The organism is Halobacillus sp. B23F22_1 (assembly GCF_043497005.1).
Classification (GTDB): Bacteria; Bacillota; Bacilli; order Bacillales; family Halobacillaceae; genus Halobacillus_A.
In genome coordinates this window covers 382,825-400,838 of record NZ_JBIEKE010000003.1, presented here as the reverse complement: position 1 = coordinate 400,838, position 18,014 = coordinate 382,825, and the positions used below count along the sequence as shown (strand labels likewise).

General features: G+C 42.2%; 16 protein-coding genes and 3 riboswitches. Of the genes, 15 read left to right on the top strand and 1 reads right to left on the bottom strand.

What is annotated here, in order from left to right; genetic code table 11:
• Positions 1–254: 254 nt before the first annotated feature.
• From ACGTNH_RS17055 to ACGTNH_RS17035, 5 genes are all read left to right on the top strand, one after another.
• Positions 255–1,220: an AAA family ATPase gene (locus ACGTNH_RS17055; protein WP_394588139.1), complete on the top strand. Its 966-nt coding sequence runs from the start codon at positions 255–257 to the stop codon at positions 1,218–1,220.
• Positions 1,217–2,482: a DUF58 domain-containing protein gene (locus tag ACGTNH_RS17050; protein ID WP_394588138.1), complete on the top strand. Its 1,266-nt coding sequence runs from the start codon at positions 1,217–1,219 to the stop codon at positions 2,480–2,482. Before ACGTNH_RS17055 ends, ACGTNH_RS17050 begins: the two co-directional genes overlap by 4 nt.
• On the top strand, positions 2,482–4,701 hold the full coding sequence (locus ACGTNH_RS17045; protein ID WP_394588137.1) for a DUF4129 domain-containing transglutaminase family protein: 2,220 nt from the start codon (positions 2,482–2,484) through the stop codon (positions 4,699–4,701). The genes ACGTNH_RS17050 and ACGTNH_RS17045 overlap by 1 nt, the downstream gene beginning before the upstream one ends.
• A gap of 27 nt (positions 4,702–4,728) precedes the next feature.
• Positions 4,729–4,830, top strand: a riboswitch (purine riboswitch).
• A 111-nt stretch (positions 4,831–4,941) separates the two neighbouring features.
• Complete coding sequence (gene guaA, locus ACGTNH_RS17040; protein ID WP_394588136.1) at positions 4,942–6,480, top strand: glutamine-hydrolyzing GMP synthase; 1,539 nt, start codon at positions 4,942–4,944, stop codon at positions 6,478–6,480.
• A 79-nt stretch (positions 6,481–6,559) separates the two neighbouring features.
• Positions 6,560–6,661, top strand: a riboswitch (purine riboswitch).
• Positions 6,662–6,801: 140 nt separating this feature from the next.
• Positions 6,802–8,136 carry an NCS2 family permease gene (locus ACGTNH_RS17035; RefSeq protein ID WP_394588135.1) on the top strand — a complete coding sequence of 445 codons (1,335 nt, stop codon included), beginning with the start codon at positions 6,802–6,804 and terminating at the stop codon, positions 8,134–8,136.
• Positions 8,137–8,181: 45 nt separating this feature from the next.
• Here ACGTNH_RS17035 and ACGTNH_RS17030 read toward each other — a convergent pair whose 3' ends face one another.
• Positions 8,182–8,607, bottom strand: coding sequence for an Hsp20/alpha crystallin family protein (locus tag ACGTNH_RS17030; RefSeq protein ID WP_188378017.1), 426 nt, complete (start codon positions 8,605–8,607; stop codon positions 8,182–8,184).
• A gap of 184 nt (positions 8,608–8,791) precedes the next feature.
• Here ACGTNH_RS17030 and ACGTNH_RS17025 point away from each other — a divergent pair, with 184 nt between their 5' ends.
• From ACGTNH_RS17025 to purF, 10 genes are all read left to right on the top strand, one after another.
• Positions 8,792–9,361, top strand: coding sequence for a DUF2179 domain-containing protein (locus ACGTNH_RS17025; RefSeq protein ID WP_394588134.1), 570 nt, complete (start codon positions 8,792–8,794; stop codon positions 9,359–9,361).
• On the top strand, positions 9,330–9,530 hold the full coding sequence (locus ACGTNH_RS17020; protein WP_394588133.1) for an NETI motif-containing protein: 201 nt from the start codon (positions 9,330–9,332) through the stop codon (positions 9,528–9,530). Before ACGTNH_RS17025 ends, ACGTNH_RS17020 begins: the two co-directional genes overlap by 32 nt.
• A gap of 81 nt (positions 9,531–9,611) precedes the next feature.
• A riboswitch (purine riboswitch) is annotated at positions 9,612–9,712 on the top strand.
• 98 nt (positions 9,713–9,810) lie between these two features.
• Complete coding sequence (gene purE / locus ACGTNH_RS17015) at positions 9,811–10,302, top strand: 5-(carboxyamino)imidazole ribonucleotide mutase (protein WP_394588519.1); 492 nt, start codon at positions 9,811–9,813, stop codon at positions 10,300–10,302.
• Entirely contained in the window at positions 10,292–11,419 is a 1,128-nt protein-coding gene (gene purK / locus ACGTNH_RS17010; RefSeq protein WP_394588132.1) for a 5-(carboxyamino)imidazole ribonucleotide synthase, read from the top strand. The genes purE and purK overlap by 11 nt, the downstream gene beginning before the upstream one ends.
• 18 nt (positions 11,420–11,437) lie before the next feature.
• Complete coding sequence (gene purB, locus ACGTNH_RS17005; protein WP_394588131.1) at positions 11,438–12,730, top strand: adenylosuccinate lyase; 1,293 nt, start codon at positions 11,438–11,440, stop codon at positions 12,728–12,730.
• A 34-nt stretch (positions 12,731–12,764) separates the two neighbouring features.
• Positions 12,765–13,487 carry a phosphoribosylaminoimidazolesuccinocarboxamide synthase gene (gene purC, locus ACGTNH_RS17000; RefSeq protein WP_394588130.1) on the top strand — a complete coding sequence of 241 codons (723 nt, stop codon included), beginning with the start codon at positions 12,765–12,767 and terminating at the stop codon, positions 13,485–13,487.
• A complete protein-coding gene (gene purS, locus ACGTNH_RS16995; RefSeq protein WP_394588129.1) occupies positions 13,475–13,720 on the top strand; it encodes a phosphoribosylformylglycinamidine synthase subunit PurS in 246 nt (81 codons plus the stop codon). Before purC ends, purS begins: the two co-directional genes overlap by 13 nt.
• Positions 13,721–14,404, top strand: a complete 684-nt coding sequence (gene purQ / locus ACGTNH_RS16990) for a phosphoribosylformylglycinamidine synthase subunit PurQ (protein ID WP_394588128.1) — start codon at positions 13,721–13,723, stop codon at positions 14,402–14,404.
• Complete coding sequence (purL, locus tag ACGTNH_RS16985; RefSeq protein WP_394588127.1) at positions 14,388–16,619, top strand: phosphoribosylformylglycinamidine synthase subunit PurL; 2,232 nt, start codon at positions 14,388–14,390, stop codon at positions 16,617–16,619. Before purQ ends, purL begins: the two co-directional genes overlap by 17 nt.
• Complete coding sequence (gene purF, locus ACGTNH_RS16980) at positions 16,595–18,007, top strand: amidophosphoribosyltransferase (protein ID WP_394588126.1); 1,413 nt, start codon at positions 16,595–16,597, stop codon at positions 18,005–18,007. The genes purL and purF overlap by 25 nt, the downstream gene beginning before the upstream one ends.
• The last annotated feature ends 7 nt before the right edge of the window (positions 18,008–18,014 follow it).

Here is an 18,014-nt window from a genome sequence, read left to right as displayed (position 1 = left end):
TATTGACAGGTTCTAAAGGAAGGTTTCATTATTACGTTTGTTACGCCTATGTTACAATTGCAAGAGTTTTGACCAAAACAGATAGTAATCGAGTAAATGTGATCGTATTTCCCAGGAAATACTTATAATTTAGTGCTAATTTGCTCCACAAACAGTAACACACATTTTTTGTCGTACGACTTTGGATATAGTATAGTTAGAGGTAAGAGTGAGTTTTCAGAAAATAGTGTCATAGAAGCGAGGGATTTAACTAAATGAGTCATCAAACGTTCCTATACCATCCCAAAATTTCAGAAGTCTTAAGAAACATTAATAAAGTAATGATCGGAAAGGATGAAGAAGCTTTACTGAGCGTGGTAGCATTATTAGCCAAGGGGCATGTGCTTTTAGAGGATGTGCCCGGTGTAGGGAAGACAATGCTTGTAAGAACATTAGCTAAATCAATGGATTGCGACTTTAAACGAATTCAATTTACCCCCGACTTACTGCCTTCTGATGTAACTGGAGTTTCTATATATAATCCAAAAACGCTGGAATTTGAATTTAGACCAGGACCTATTCTCGGAAATATTGTGCTGGCCGATGAAATAAACCGTACTTCACCGAAAACCCAATCCTCATTATTAGAAGGAATGGAAGAGACTAATATTACAGTAGATGGTGAAGCTGTACCTCTTCAACGTCCATTTTTTGTTATGGCTACTCAGAATCCAATCGAGTATGAAGGGACCTATCCCCTCCCCGAAGCGCAGCTGGATCGTTTCCTATTAAAGTTAAAGATGGGCTATCCAACTCAAAAGCAGGAAATGGAGATGCTGGCTCGCACCTCTGGCAGTCATCCTATTCATGACGTAGAAGCTGTTATTACCCGGGAAGAGTTGATTGAATTGCAGCACCAAGTTGAAGAAGTATATGTTGATTCTACTGTTCATCATTATATAGTGGACTTAGTAACAGGAACTAGAAATCATGAAGGGGTATACCTCGGTGTGAGCCCTCGAGGCTCAATTGCATTAATGAAAGCAGCCAAAGCTTATGCTTTTATTAAAGATCGTGATTACGTTCTCCCTGATGACGTTAAATTCCTTGCGGCGAACGTTTTATCCCACCGTATTATTTTAACGTCTGAAACGAAGTTTGAGGGGACCACTGCTGAAGATATTGTTTCAAACATCTTATCGGACATTGCTGTACCTGTACAGAGGAATGTGAGTGAATGAGACAAACCTTTCATTTCACAGCAAGGATAATTATCGTCTCTGTTCTGTTTCTTGTGCTTTTTTCCTACGCCATGTTCCAAGGAGGTTTTGTAAGCTGGTTTTTGTTTTACAGCTTCCTGCCTTTTCTTATTTATATGACCGCTCTAACCTTTTACCGTCTTGATAAATGGGAAGTTGTTCGGCACCTTTCAAAACGGGTCGCCACTGCTGGGGAAACAGTACAAGTAGAGGTTAAAATAAATCGTAGATTCCCGTTTCCTATATATTATTGTGTAGTCGAAGAGTACTTCCCTGAGTCTTTAATGAGTGAGGACTATCACCTTGAAAAATATCGCTATATGGATAAGGGGATACTAAATGAAGAAAGACGACATGTGAAAAAAATATCCTTTCCTTGGTTTAAGAGACACATGAGTTATCAATATGAACTGCAGGGAGTGCCAAGAGGAGAGCACCATTTGAGTGCCTTACGAGTAAAAACAGGGGACTTCTTCGGTTTTATAAAAAAAGAGTACGTTTATAACTTAGATCATCAATTTCTTGTTTTCCCTTACCAAAGGCCGGTTAGACTTACTGAAAAGGCGTATAGCTTTGAACAAGGAGCGAGTCCTTCCTTTAAATTAAATGAGAAAAATACAACGATCGTTTCTGGAGTCCGAGAATATGTTCCAGGTGATCGGTTTTCCTGGATTGACTGGAAAAACACAGCGAAAAGTAATCAGATGATGACAAAGGAATTTGAACAAGAAAAAAGTGTGGACATCCTCCTGGTTTTAAATGCTGTGCATTGTGAGAAGGCCAGTCCGTTAAGCTTTGAAGGAGCAGTAGAATTTAGTGCATCTCTTTTAAAAGAGATGCATAAAAATTCGTCCCAGCTTGCCTTTATGACGCTCGGAGATGGGAAAAGATATTTTCCTTTCCAACAGGACTACAAACATAAAGAAAAGATAAATCATCACCTTGCAAAAATAAAAGCGATTAGACGAACCTCTTTTGCCAAACAATTGGAAAGAGAGCGTTCTCAATTTCCTTCAGGCATAGTTGTATTAATTGTTAGTCATCAGTTGAATCCGCTGGTGCTGGAAAGTCTGACCCGAATTGCTCAAAAAAGCAAACGTGTTGTGTTTTTTTACGTAAAACCCCAAAAGCAGCTCGATTTCCAAGACCGTAAATTAATAAAAAAATTGAGCAATAATCGCATAGTTGTAAATGTAATCACGGAAGAAGAATTAACTCAACGAGAATTTGAGGTGAATACATAATGAACCTCACGGCAAAGCACCAACGATTCTATCAAGTAGCGATTTATATTTGCGGATTTCTTCTATTTATGGAATGGCTTCGACCGTTGGAAATTATTGCGGATTTTAACAATGTCAGCGTCTTTTTTATCTATGCCGCTTTTTGTTTTTTTATTTCATTTCTTCAAGTAAACTGGGTCATTTCTGTTCCATTAAAATTAATAGGGCTTATTTTTATTATTGATGGTCTTTATATGGGAGAGAGGATTTTCAGCAGTAATTGGTTTACGGTTATTTATGACCAAATTATGTACAATGTTCAAGTCATTCAAGGACAGCAATGGTGGCAAATGACCCCGATGTTTAGAAGTCTTTTGTTTTTGGTCTTACTTTGGTTGATGAGCTACCTCTTATTCTATTGGTTTATTGTAGCTAAACGAATGTTTATCTTCGTCCTTTTAACCATCGTTTATGTAACAGTCGTCGATACATTCACGATCTATGACGGTAAGTGGGCGATTATCCGTACGTTTACATTGTCGATGATCTCTCTTGGATTGTCTCATTTTTATAAAGAAATGGAAAAGGAAGAAATTTCATTTAAAGAGATGTCTACCTCATATATCTGGGCTTTACCTCTTATTGGTATAATAATCTTATCGACTTTAATTGGTTATTCTTCACCTAAGTTAACCCCTCAGTGGCCGGACCCAGTTCCGTACCTTACGAGTGCCAACCCTGGAGCAGGTTCAGGAACGGGAGGAGAAGGACCTGTTCAAAAGGTCGGATATGGTGAAAATGATTCGAGGCTGGGTGGAGGTTTTATCCAGGACGACACCCGGGTCTTTCAAGCTTCAGCTAATGATGAACAATATTGGCGTATTGAATCAAAAGATACTTACACTGGAAAAGGATGGGAAGATACACTGGACGGTGAGACAAGTACAGTGCCTGCTGAAAACTTAGAATTTGAAACATTTACAGGTGAAGTAGAAACGGAAGAACGCATTTCCTTCTTAAACTTTACGGGAGAAGCAAACTTTAATAAACTCGTGTATCCCTATGGAGCGCGTTCACTGGATCAATTTCCAAATAATACTTCCTTGGAGCTTCATACTAACACGGGAGAAATAGACACCATTCGAGATGGAAGCATGACACAGGTGGAGGATTATATCGTCGAGTACGATATGCCTTCTTTTGAGTACAATGAACTTCGTGAAGCAGAGGGCGAGGATCCTCAGGAGATCCGTGAACAATATACGCAGCTTCCTGACAGCCTGCCGAGTCGTGTAGAAAATCTAGCCGGCCAAATTGTAGAAGAAGACGATAACCGCTACGATAAAGCTAAAGCAGTGGAAGCTTATTTTGCCGCCAATGACTTTGAATATTCCACTGAAGATGTAGAGGTCCCAGAAGAGAACGAAGACTATGTGGACCAGTTTTTATTCGATACAAAGCTCGGGTATTGTGATAACTTTTCCACTTCTATGGTTGTCCTCCTGCGTTCACAGGATATCCCAGCCCGCTGGGTGAAAGGGTTTACCGGTGGTGAACTTACAGATGATTCTCAATCTGTTCAAGGGGAAGAGCTCAATGTTTATGAAGTAACGAGCGGGAACGCTCATTCATGGGTAGAAGTATATTTTCCGGAAATTGGATGGGTTCCCTTTGAACCTACGCAAGGGTTCTCAAACAATACAGACTTTTACTTAGAAGTAGAAAGTGACGATGAAAGTGACACAACAACAGGTGATGAAAGTGATGATAATTCTGCCTCAGATGAAAATGATCCATCAAATCCGAATCAGAATGCGGAAGAAGACGCAGCCGGTGAAGACGATACAGATGCAGCAGGAGTAAGCAATAATAACGGACAGCTGCCCCTATGGATAACAGCGGGTACCCTGGTCGGGTTAGGTGTTATTCTTTACTTTACAAGGTTCCGGCTAATGGCTGCTTATTTCAAACGTAAACTGATTAAAAATCAAGACTGGAACACATTTGAAAAAGCCTATATCTTCCTGTTGAAAGTACTTGGGAATAGCGACTTGAAACGTGAGAAGAATCAGACGCTTCGCGACTATGCGAACAAGATCGACGCACGTTATCAAACGAATGACATGCGCCAGCTTACCACTTACTATGAACGTCTTTTATATCGAAACGAAAGTGATCAAGAGCAAATGACTAAGGTCACAGAATTATGGGAAAATTTAATTAAAAAGACATTGTCTTGATTCCCGTCGTTGCGGTTGATAGAATGAATGAAATTAATCATCAACCTTCATATATCCTCGGTAATATGGACCGAAAGTCTCTACCGGAGCACCGTAAATGCTCTGACTATGAAGGCAGGGATCGTGTATTGTCTTTTACATGAACTTCTGCCTTCACCGTGTTAAAACGGGAGCAGAAGTTCATTTTTTATTTCAAGCCGATCGATCGAAAGTGAAGTAAATAAAGGAGATGAAACCCAAATGGAACAAGTGCAAGGCATGATCCTCGTACTAGACTTTGGCAGTCAATACAACCAATTGATTACACGACGTATCCGCGAATTTGGCGTTTACAGTGAGCTTCGTTCTCACAAAATTACATTAGAAGAAATTAAAGAGTTAAACCCAAGCGGTATTATTTTATCCGGAGGACCTAACAGTGTGTACGGTGAAAACAGCTTCCGCTGTGATGAAGACCTATTCGAATTAGGCATTCCTGTGCTTGGGATTTGTTATGGCATGCAGCTTATGACCCATCACTTTAATGGAAAAGTGGAACGAGCTCATCAACGTGAATATGGCAAAGCAGACATTGCAATATCCGAAGATCCTGTACTTTTCCGTAAAACGCCAAAGGCACAAACCGTATGGATGAGCCATAGTGATAAAGTTATTGAAGCACCTCCCGGTTTCACAGTAGACGCGACAAGTCCTTCTTGTCCTGTTGCCGCTATTGGAAACAATGATAAACAAATGTATGGGGTGCAATTCCACCCGGAAGTCCGTCATTCTGAATATGGGAACGATATTTTACGAAGCTTCGTATTTGACGTATGTGAAGCCACGGATGATTGGACCATGGAACATATCGTCGAAATGGAAGTTGAAAAAATTCGTGAAGAAGTAGGCAATCGTAAAGTACTATGTGCGTTAAGCGGCGGAGTAGATTCTTCTGTAGTAGCTGCTTTAATTCATAAGGCTATCGGTGATCAATTAACGTGTATTTTTGTAGATCATGGTCTGCTGCGTAAAAACGAAGCCGACGATGTAATGCGCACGCTTGGTGATGGTTTTAATATGAATATAATTAAAGTTGATGCGAAGGAACGTTTTCTCAGCAAGCTGGAAGGAGTTTCTGATCCTGAGAAAAAACGTAAAATTATCGGGAACGAATTCATTTATGTGTTTGATGATGAGGCGGACAGACTGCGAGATATTGATTATTTAGCTCAAGGCACGCTTTACACAGACATTATAGAAAGCGGTACGGATACTGCTCAAACGATTAAGTCTCACCATAACGTAGGCGGACTTCCTGAAGACATGGAATTCCAATTAATTGAACCGCTGAATACACTGTTTAAAGATGAAGTGCGTGCATTAGGGACAGAATTGGGCGTACCTGATCATATTGTGTGGCGTCAGCCGTTCCCTGGGCCTGGCCTTGCCATTCGGATTTTAGGAGCTGTTTCAGAAGAAAAACTTGAAATTGTTCGTGAATCCGATGCCATATTAAGAGATGAAATCAAAAAAGCCGGTCTTGACCGTGACATTTGGCAATATTTTACTGTTCTTCCTGATATACGTTCCGTAGGGGTTATGGGAGATGAGCGCACGTATGACCATACTATTGGAATACGAGCGGTGACTTCCATTGACGGCATGACATCAGACTGGGCACGCATCCCCTGGGATGTGTTAGAACGTATTTCTACCCGTATTGTTAACGAAGTAAGTCACGTCAACCGAGTCGTGTATGATGTAACGAGTAAGCCGCCAGCAACGATTGAATGGGAATAACGAATGTTGTAGTGGAAATAGCAATTTAATGTTCGGTTTTTAGGTTGACGAATCTTGTCGACCTTAGTAAGATGTTAAAAGAGAAAAGTGAATAAGCTGTCGTATAATTTTGGGGATATGGCCCATGAGTTTCTACCGGACTACCGTAAATGGTCTGACTACGTCAGGAATAACCACACGTATACTTACGTGCGGTTCATTTCTTTAGTAGATTCGTGTAGAGCACTCTCGGCCGTATAAAGCTGAGGGTGTTTTTATTACTCCACAGCCGACTTCCCCTAAACTTCGCGATATTTCACATATAAAGGGGAGGAAAAAGACATGAAAAAGTTTTTTGGTTTTCAGGAACACGGTACGAATTACCGTACTGAATTTCTGGCAGGGATGACAACCTTTCTTGCGATGGCTTATATTTTGTTTGTGAACCCATCTACACTTGCACTGACAGGAATAGAAGAACTGCCTGAAGGTGTTACACGTATGGACGAGGGAGCGGTGTTTACCGCTACAGCTATAGCAGCTGCTGTCGGTACGTTAATTATGGGGGTATTCGCGAGATATCCTATAGCTCTTGCACCAGGTATGGGGTTAAATGCTTTCTTCGCTTACACCGTAGTTTTAGGTTACGGCATTCCTTGGGAAACTGCTTTATCCGGCGTTTTAGCATCTGGACTTATTTTTATTCTTTTAACGTTAACAGGATTGCGCCAAAAGATTATTAACGCAATTCCAGCTAACCTGAAGCTTGCTGTAGGGGCGGGTATCGGACTTTTTATAGCATTTATCGGTTTTCAAAATGCAGGAATCGTTCAAGGGAATGAAGATACGCTTGTAACACTAGGTGATTTAACTCAGTCTACCACGATGCTTGCCATCTTTGGTATCGTCGTCTCCGTAATGTTCCTGGCCCTTGGCATTAAAGGCGGAATTTTTTACGGAATGATTTTAACAGCAATTGCCGGGATTGTGACAGGTCTTATCGCGCCTCCGGCTGGACTAGGCGATATTGTTGGACCCGCACCAAGCCTGGAACCGACCTTTGGCGCAGCTTTGACTCACTTTGGTGAAATCTTCACCATAGAAATGCTCGTTGTTATACTAACATTCTTATTTGTCGACTTTTTCGATACAGCCGGAACATTAGTCGCAGTTGCTACTCAAGCAGGTTACATGAAAGAGAATAAATTGCCTCGTGCAGGTCGTGCTCTATTCTCGGATTCAGCTGCTACTGTAGCCGGAGCTGTTGCAGGAACATCAACAACGACCTCCTATATTGAATCAACAGCAGGTGTTGGAGCTGGAGGGAGAACAGGTTTCGCCTCTGTTGTAACTGCAGGATTCTTCCTGTTAGCTTTATTCTTTTCACCACTGCTTTCTGTCGTTACTGCAGAAGTGACTGCTCCAGCCTTAATTATTGTGGGCGTGCTCATGGCATCCACCTTAAAGAATATTGACTGGGACCAATTCGAAATCGCCGTCCCTGCTTTCTTTACCATTGCATCCATGCCGCTAACGTACAGTATCGCGACAGGTATTGCGATTGGATTTATCTTTTATCCGATCACTCTACTTTTAAAAGGAAGAGGAAAAGAAATTCACCCGATTATGTATGGCTTATTTATCATTTTCATTCTATACTTTATCTTCTTAGCTTAAACGCTACGCAGCACAGAGGGTGGGCCCTCGAGTAGAGGGCCGGCCTCATTCATCTTCAAGGTGGCGGATCTTAACGGGTTTTTGACGCGTCGAGTCAGAAATAAATCGGTGTAATTGAATAATTAATAGTCCATGCTTATACGTTGCTTCCATCTTATCGCTGCGGACTGGGAAGGGAAGGTCAATGGATCGTTCGAATGCTCCTGTTGCAATCTCGGATTTTAACTGATGCCCTCCTGTATGGTGGATATCTATGGTACCCCTTAAGGTAAGCGTAGCATGGTCAACGAGAACATCTACATTCTTCGGATGATTCATACCTGGAATATTAACGATACAGAGAAGTTCGTTATCATATTGATATACGTTCATTTGGGGAATTGAAGGTTTCATAAAGCCTTCGAAATCACCCCAAAAGTCTTGCCCGAAAAAGCGGTCGAAGTTCTTCTTCCAATCTTCGAATTGTCTCATGATCCAGCACAACCTCCATTCGACAAAAGTTTTGAAAATATCTTATTGTGTCACTAGGATATGATGGTATATAGTGTATGCAGATTGATCGTTTGGGTGAATGTCCCGAGGCGCACCGTAAACGTGAGCATCTAAATGAATGTGCTTTTTCACGTGGCGGTGGAGGGGCATAGGAGGAATACCCATGCTGGATAATACACTCGTTATGATTGCGATCATCCTTATCGTCAATATTGTCTACGTCTCGTTTTTTACCCTGCGGATGATTTTTACGTTAAAGGGAAAACGCTATTTTGCAGCTTTTATTAGTACATTTGAGATTCTGATTTATATTATCGGTTTAGGGTTAGTACTGGATAATCTTAATAAGATTGAGAATGTAATTGCATACGCCGTCGGTTATGGGATCGGTGTAATTGTTGGAATGAAGATTGAAGAGAAGCTGGCCATTGGTTATACGACAGTTAACGTTATCTCGTCGGATCCTGACATTGAGTTCACTAAAATGCTTCGTGATAAAGGTTATGGCGTGACAAGCTGGTATGCCTATGGTATGGAAGGCGATCGTTTAGCTATGCAGATTCTTACGCCTCGTAAATATGAACTTTTACTCTATGAAACGATCAAATTGATTGACCCGAAAGCATTTATTATTGCTTATGAACCAAAACAAATCCATGGCGGGTTCTGGGTGAAGCAAGTGAAGAAGGGAAGGATTCGTAATGCCCAAGAAGAACACCAAGAAGCGCTATGAGGTATATAAAAATGAAACGATTGATCAATGTTTGGAACGAATCAAGAATGATGGATACACTCCTATTCGTCGTTCTGAAGAGCCTGTGTTTCAAGAAACTACAGAAAATGGGGAAAAAACCTATGAACCTGTAGACAGAACCATAGTTTTTCATGCCGTTAAACTATAAACACGAACAATTTTTATTTATTTTATTTTAAATGTTCGTTATTTGCGTTGACAGAATGAATTAGATATTGCTATGATGAAATCAGAATTGCATATTGGACCTCATATAAGTCGGGAATATGGCCCGAACGTTTCTACCTGGACACCGTAAATGTCCGGACTATGAGGGGAGACCAAGCAGTTGATTCATTCTGGATACACGTGTGCCTGTTTATCTCCTCTCATACGAGGGGGATGAGCAGGCTTTTTTAATGGATTATTCTAAGAAAAAGAGGGATCGCATGGCTCAAATTGGCGTTATTATGGGAAGCATTTCCGATTGGGAAACAATGAAGGAAACGTGCAATGTATTAGAAGAATTACAAATTGACTATGAAAAAGAAATCATATCGGCTCATCGTACACCAGAAGACATGTTTGAGTACGCGGAAAGAGCCAGAAGTAAAGGTCTTAAGGTCATTATAGCCGGCGCTGGAGGAGCTGCTCACCTGCCAGGCATGGTGGCAGCGAAAACGACCCTGCCTGTGATTGGAGTTCCTGTTCAATCGAAAGCATTAAGTGGAGTAGATTCCCTTTACTCCATTGCACAGATGCCTGGAGGTGTTCCTGTAGCAACAGTTGCTATAGGAACAGCAGGCGCAAAGAACGCTGGTCTATTAGCCGCTGAAATGATTGGAGCATTTAACGAAGAGGTGGCTGCACGGCTCAATGATTATCGTCAAGAGATGAAAAATAAAGTCGAAAAAATGAGAGGTGAACTACGTGACCAATAAAGTGATTCGCCCAGGAGACACAATTGGCATTCTCGGCGGTGGACAGCTTGGTCGTATGATGGCAGTTTCCGCGAAGCATATGGGGTACCGTATTGCCGTACTTGATCCAACGGAAGATTGTCCGTGTGCGCAAGTTGCAGATCTTCATATACAAGCTAAATACGATGATTTGGAAGCAGCTGAAAAGCTGAGTGAAGCAAGTGATGTGATCACTTATGAATTTGAAAACGTAGATTTAGAAGTGGCTAAGCGGTTTGAAGAAGCGGACAAGCTTCCTCAAGGGGCTTACTCATTGGAAGTGACGCAAAATCGGACAAAAGAAAAATCGATTGCTGTTGAAGCGGACCTTCCAGTCGCAGACTATGCGATTGTGCAGACAGTCGATCAGCTGCATGAGGCTTTAGAATCGATAGGTTTTCCAGCTGTTGTTAAAACAATCAGCGGAGGATACGACGGAAAAGGTCAGTTGAAGTTTGAATACGAAGAAGATCTGACTAAAGCTAAAAGTTTTATGAAAGACGGAGGGCAGTACATCGTTGAAAAATGGCTGGCTTTTGATCTTGAAATTTCCCAAGTGTTTACAAGAGGAATGGATGGAAATATCACCTTCTTTCCTATTGGAGAAAATGTGCATCGTCATCAAATCCTGCATGAAACAAGGGTGCCTGCCACTGTTTCTTCTCAAGTAGAAACGAAGGTCCAGGAAGCTGTCACTCGTTTAGCGGAAAAGATAAACATTGTTGGCACGTTTGCCGTGGAAATGTTCGTAAAAGATGAAAGTATATACATTAATGAAATGGCGCCTAGACCACATAATTCAGGCCACTATACTATTGAAGCTTGTAATGTTTCACAGTTCGAGCAGCATGTACGGGCGATTTGCGGACTTCCGCTCCTGCATGTATATAGTTTTCCGGCTGCCGTCATGGTTAACGTGCTAGGAAAACATCGAGATATATTGCTAAGTAAACTAGAAGATTATCAAGGACTGCACCTTCATGATTACGGGAAGAGAGATTCACGGTCGACCCGGAAAATGGGACACTTAACCATCATTGGAGATCGTTTAGAGGAAATTGATGAAATCATCGCAAACAATAACATTCACATGTGGTAACTAACAAGGAGGAAGACAATGATAGAACGATATACTAGACCTGAGATGGGTGCAATTTGGACAGAGGAAAACCGATATAATGCCTGGCTGGAAGTAGAATTACTGGCGTGTGAAGCGTGGAGCGAGCTGGGAGTGATACCTAAGGAAGATGTAGAAAAGCTCCGTGAGAAAGCATCGTTTGAGATTGAACGCATTTATGAGATCGAAGCAGAAACACGTCATGATGTCGTAGCATTTACACGTGCGGTTTCTGAAACGGTCGGTGAAGAGCGCAAATGGGTGCACTACGGATTAACCTCTACTGACGTTGTTGATACGGCCCTTTCTTACCAGTTAAAGCAAGCAAACGACATCATTCGTAAAGATCTAGTGAACTTCATCGACATATTAGCTGATAAAGCACTCGAGCATAAACATACTGTAATGATGGGACGTACACACGGCGTTCACGCAGAACCGACAACATTTGGTTTAAAACTGGCTCTCTACTATGAAGAAATGAAACGTAACCTTGAACGACTGGATCTAGCTATCAAGCACATTGAAGTTGGTAAACTATCAGGCGCAGTAGGAACGTATGCCAATATTGATCCTTTTGTTGAACAATATGTTTGTGAAAAGCTTGGTTTAGAAGCAGCACCTGTTTCTACTCAGACGCTCCAGCGTGATCGTCATGCTCACTACGTTTCAACACTGGCATTGATTGCCACATCTATTGAAAAAGTAGCTGTGGAAATCCGGGGTCTGCAAAAGACAGAAACACGTGAAGTTGAAGAGTTTTTTGCGAAGGGCCAAAAAGGGTCTTCTGCCATGCCGCATAAGAGAAATCCAATTGGTTCAGAGAACATGACTGGAATGGCTCGCGTGCTTCGTGGAGAGATGTTGACAGCGTTTGAAAATGTGCCTCTCTGGCATGAGCGTGATATTTCTCATTCTTCCGCTGAACGTGTAATTCTGCCAGATGCAACTATTACTCTAAACTACATGCTGAATCGTTTCGGGAATATCGTTAAAAATCTGACTGTCTTTCCAGAACGCATGCAAGAAAATATGGAAAAGACTTACGGATTAATCTTCTCTCAACGTGTCCTGCTTACGTTAATTGATGAAGGGTTTGTACGTGAAGAAGCTTATGATCTTGTTCAGCCAAAAGCTATGGAAGCGTGGGAACAAGGAATCCCATTCCGTGAACTTATTGAAGCAGATGATCGTATTACTTCAACATTGTCCAAAGAACAAATAGAAGCTTGTTTTGACTATAAGCACCACTTAAAACAAGTCGATCGAATTTTTGATCGAATCGGACTGTAATTAAGCCTAAATTCAATTGTGAGGTGAATTTCCAATGAAAGGTTCTCTTTTATATGAAGGAAAAGCGAAGAAGGTATATCACGTAACCGATGAGGCGGAAAAACTAATTTTGTCTTATAAAAATGATGCCACAGCATTCAACGGAAAAAAGAAGGATGAGTTTGAGGGAAAAGGCCGCCTCAATAATTTAATCACCTCAAGAATTTTTGAGTATCTCCAACAGCAGCAGCTGCCGTCTCATTTTATAAAAGCTCTTAATGATACCGAGCAGCTCGTTGCGAAAACCACAATTATTCCTTTAGAAGTCGTTGTAAGAAATATTGCGGCAGGGAGCATTACAAGAAGGCTTGGTATTGTAGAGAAATCTGCTTTTAATCCACCATTAGTTGAGCTTTTCTACAAAAAAGATGAGCTGGACGATCCAATCCTTAATGACCAGCATGCTCTCTATCTAACTAATGTCAACGACAAAGAATTAGAGTTTATTAAACAAAAAGCGCTACAAGTGAACGAGCATTTAAAAGACTTATTTAATCAAGCGGGGTTAGACCTCGTTGATTTTAAACTAGAATTCGGTCGTCTAGAAGATGGCACGATTGTGCTTGCTGATGAGATATCTCCTGATACGTGCCGTCTGTGGGATAAAGAAACCGGCGAGAAAATGGACAAGGACGTATTTCGGGAAAGCTTAGGCGATCTTATCACTGTGTATGAAAATATTTTGCAACGACTGGAGGAGAACACATGCGCAAAGTAAAAATTTACATCACTCTTAAAGAAGGCGTACTCGATCCACAAGGAAAGGCTGTCCAAAACTCCCTGCATTCATTGGAATACAATAATGTCTCTGATGTAAGAGTTGGGAAGTATATGGAAGTCATGCTTGAGGAATCAAAGGATGTTGAAGAACAAGTAGACAAAATGTGTGACGAACTGCTTGCCAACCCAGTAATTGAAGATTATTCCTACACGATCGAGGAGGTCGTTTAAGTGAAATTTGCTGTTGTTGTATTTCCAGGATCGAATTGTGATCGCGACATGCATTTCGCCATAACTGAAGCACTCGGCCAAAATGCGGACCTCGTTTGGTACCAGGAAGCTGATCTATCAAGTTATGACGCGATTCTTTTACCAGGAGGGTTCTCCTATGGTGATTACTTGCGTTCAGGTGCTATTGCTTCTACTTCGACTGTGATCGAACAGATTCGTGAAGCAGCTGAGGCAGGTAAACCTATTCTTGGCGTTTGTAATGGATTTCAAGTCCTGCTTGAAATGGGGCTGCTTCCAGGAGCAATGCTGCCTAACAAACATTTGAAATTTATGTGCCACTACGAAACATTGAGCGTTGAAAATGCTGAAACCATGTTTACTCATCATTATGATGAACAGGAAGAAATTGAGATTCCTATCGCTCACGGAGACGGCAACTATTATTGTGATGAGGCAACGTACAAGCAGCTTCAAAACAACAAACAAATTGCATTCTCTTATAAAAATAATCCGAACGGCTCTGTAGAAGATATTGCCGGTATAACGAACGAGCAAGGAAATGTACTGGGTATGATGCCGCACCCTGAACGTGCAGTTGATGCACTAGTTGGCACTACAGACGGGCTTCGTCTATTCCAGTCCATTCTTACGCATTGGAGGGATAAGCATGCCATCAAAGCTTGAGATCAGTCCTGAACAGATTAAACAACAGCAATTATATAAAGAGATGGGTGTCACAGACGAAGAATTTGAATCAATTACGAATATCCTTGGGCGCCTGCCAAATTACACAGAGACGGGACTCTTTTCCGTTATGTGGTCTGAGCACTGCAGCTATAAAAATTCTAAGCCACTGCTTCGAAAATTCCCGACTGAAGGGGAGCACGTACTCCAAGGACCAGGAGAAGGCGCCGGTATTATTGATATTGGGGATGACCAGGCCGTGGTATTTAAAGTAGAAAGTCACAATCACCCCTCAGCAGTAGAACCTTACCAAGGGGCAGCCACTGGGGTTGGAGGCATCTTACGTGATGTCTTTTCCATGGGAGCGCGTCCGATTGCATTATTAAATTCCCTGCGTTTTGGCTCATTGAAGCATCCTAGAGTTAAATATCTTTTTGAAGAAGTCGTGCACGGGATTGCAGGCTATGGAAACTGTGTAGGTGTACCGACTGTTGGCGGCGAGGTTCAGTTTGATGATGCCTACAATGGCAACCCGCTTGTTAATGCTATGTGTGTCGGTTTAATCAATCATAAGGACATTCAAAAGGGGATTGCGGCAGGTGTTGGTAACACGGTCATGTATGTCGGTGCAAAAACAGGACGAGATGGTATTCATGGCGCCACTTTTGCTTCCGAGGAATTGACGGAAGAGTCCCAGGAAAAACGTCCTTCAGTTCAAGTTGGAGACCCATTTATGGAAAAGCTTCTCATTGAAGCCTGCTTAGAAGTGATTCACCATGACGCCCTTGTCGGAATTCAAGACATGGGAGCGGCTGGACTGACGTCTTCAGCCAGTGAAATGGCAAGTAAAGCAGGTACAGGGATGGTCATGAACCTGGACTTAGTTCCTCAGCGTGAGTTAAATATGACTCCTTACGAAATGATGCTGTCTGAGTCGCAAGAGCGTATGCTTCTGGTAGTAGAAAAAGGCCGTGAAAATGAAATCGCGAAAGTCTTTGAAAAGTATGATCTTGAAGCCGTTTCAGTAGGAGAGGTTATAGAAGATCAGCGTTTCCGTCTTACCCATCAAGGTGAAACAGTTGCCGATGTGCCAGTTGATTCCTTAGCGGAAGACGCGCCGGTTTATCATAAACCATCCAGCGTACCTGCTTATTATAAAGAATATCAAGAGATGGACCGTTATGTACCCTTAGTAGAAAGCTATTCAGCAACATTAAAAGAATTACTGCAGCAGCCAACCATTGCGAGTAAGGAATGGGTATACGATCAATACGATTCCATGGTGCAGACAAATACAGTTGTAACCCCGGGATCTGATGCAGCTGTTTTACGCGTACGCGGCACGAATAAAGCCCTTGCCATGACTACGGATTGCAACTCTCGCTATATTTATCTTGATCCCGAAGTCGGGGGACAAATTGCGGTTGCTGAAGCAGCACGAAACATTGTCTGCTCGGGAGGCCGTCCGCTTGGGATTACAGACGGATTAAACTTCGGCTCCCCGGAAAACCCGGAAATCTTCTGGCAGATGGAAAAGAGTGTAGAAGGCATGAGTGAAGCATGTCGCCATTTAAACACTCCCGTCATTAGCGGAAACGTTTCTTTATACAATGAATCATTTGGAGGTAAGGCCATCTATCCTACTCCAGTGGTGGGGATGGTCGGACTTGTAGAAGATACAAACCACATTACTCAATCTCATATGAAGGATAGCGGAGATTTGATTTATCTTATAGGTGATACGTTACCTGAATTCGGCGGCAGTGAGCTGCAAGGTTTACACGAAGGTCGTCATTTTGGTCAAGCACCTGCTTTAGATTTACAAGTAGAAACAAAGCGGCAGCAGCAGCTTTTACAAGCGATTCAACAAGGTATCATCGAGTCCGCTCATGATGTAGCTGAAGGCGGACTAGCCGTCGCCCTTGCTGAAAGTTTATTCGACGCAGGACTTGGGTGTGACGTGACTATTAATAATAAAGATCTAACAACAGCCTTGTTTTCAGAAACTCAGTCCCGGTTTTTAGTATCTGTTCATCCGGAAAATCAAAAGGCATTTGAACAACTAGTAGAAGATGTAATTCTTCTTGGAGAAGCCACAGGGGATGGGGTGTACCGCATCCGTTCTCAACAGGAAACCGTCGTGGAAGAGCAAACAAAAGAATTAAAACAACTTTGGAAAGGAGCTATTCCATGCTTGGTGAAATCAAAGGTCTAAATGAAGAGTGCGGTATATTTGGCGTTTTTAATCATCCGGAATCAGCGCAGCTAACCTATTACGGACTTCACGCCCTTCAGCATCGCGGACAAGAAGGTGCAGGGATTGTTACAAGTGACGGTGATCATATGAAGGTGGCGAAAGGTCATGGTTTAATTTCAGAAGTTTTTCCTCAAGATCGATTAGATGATTTAGAGGGAAATGCTTCAATTGGTCATGTTCGTTATGCGACAGCTGGTGATGGCAGCTATGAAAACATTCAACCGCTTATGTTCCGTTCTCAAACGGGCGGACTAGCGTTAGCCCATAATGGAAATTTAGTGAATGCGCAGGCGTTAAAAAGCCAGCTGGAAGCCCAGGGATCAATCTTGCAAACGACATCAGATACAGAAGTGGTGGCCCATCTAATTAAAAGAGCAGGTCACTTGCCGATGGATCAAGCAATCAGTCAGGCTCTTTCTATGATTAAAGGCGCCTACGCTTTTCTCATGATGACTGAAGAGAAAATGTACGTAGCCAATGATCCTCGTGGCCTCCGACCAATCAGCATCGGTTATTTAGGTGACGCCTGGTGTGTCTCTTCAGAAACGTGCGCATTTGATGTGATCGGTGCGACGTACGAGCGTGAAGTGATGCCGGGAGAACTTTTAATTATTGATAAAAACGGAATTGAATCCCAACGTTTCTCAGCACCGATTCAACGTACGTTGTGCTCGATGGAATATGTGTATTTTTCCCGACCGGATAGTAACCTTGATGGGAAAAATGTGCATGCCTCTAGAAAACGAATGGGCAAAACACTTGCAGCTGAAGCGCCAGTAGAAGCTGATGTAGTAACTGGTGTTCCGGATTCCAGTATCTCAGCAGCCATTGGCTACGCAGAAGCATCGGGTATTCCTTATGAACTAGGATTAATCAAAAACCGGTATGTCGGCCGTACATTTATCCAGCCCTCTCAAGAACTGCGTGAACAAGGCGTGAAAATGAAGCTTTCTGCTGTTCGAGGAATCGTCGAAGGGAAAAGAGTCGTTATGGTCGATGACTCAATTGTACGGGGCACCACAAGTAGACGCATCGTGAAAATGTTAAAAGAAGCAGGTGCTAAAGAGGTACACGTTCGAATAGCCTCCCCGCCGATTCAAAATCCATGCTATTACGGCATCGATACGTCTACCAGTGGCGAATTAATTGCAGCAAACAATACAGTCGAAGAAATCGAAGAACAAATTGGTGCCGACAGTCTATCCTATTTAACTGTAGAAGGATTAAACGATGCCATTTATCAAGGTGAAGAATCATTAAATCACGGCGGCTGTGCAGCATGTTTCACAGGAAACTATCCAACCGAAATTTACCCAAATACTGTTCCGCCATACGAGAAGGCGTAAGCAGAAG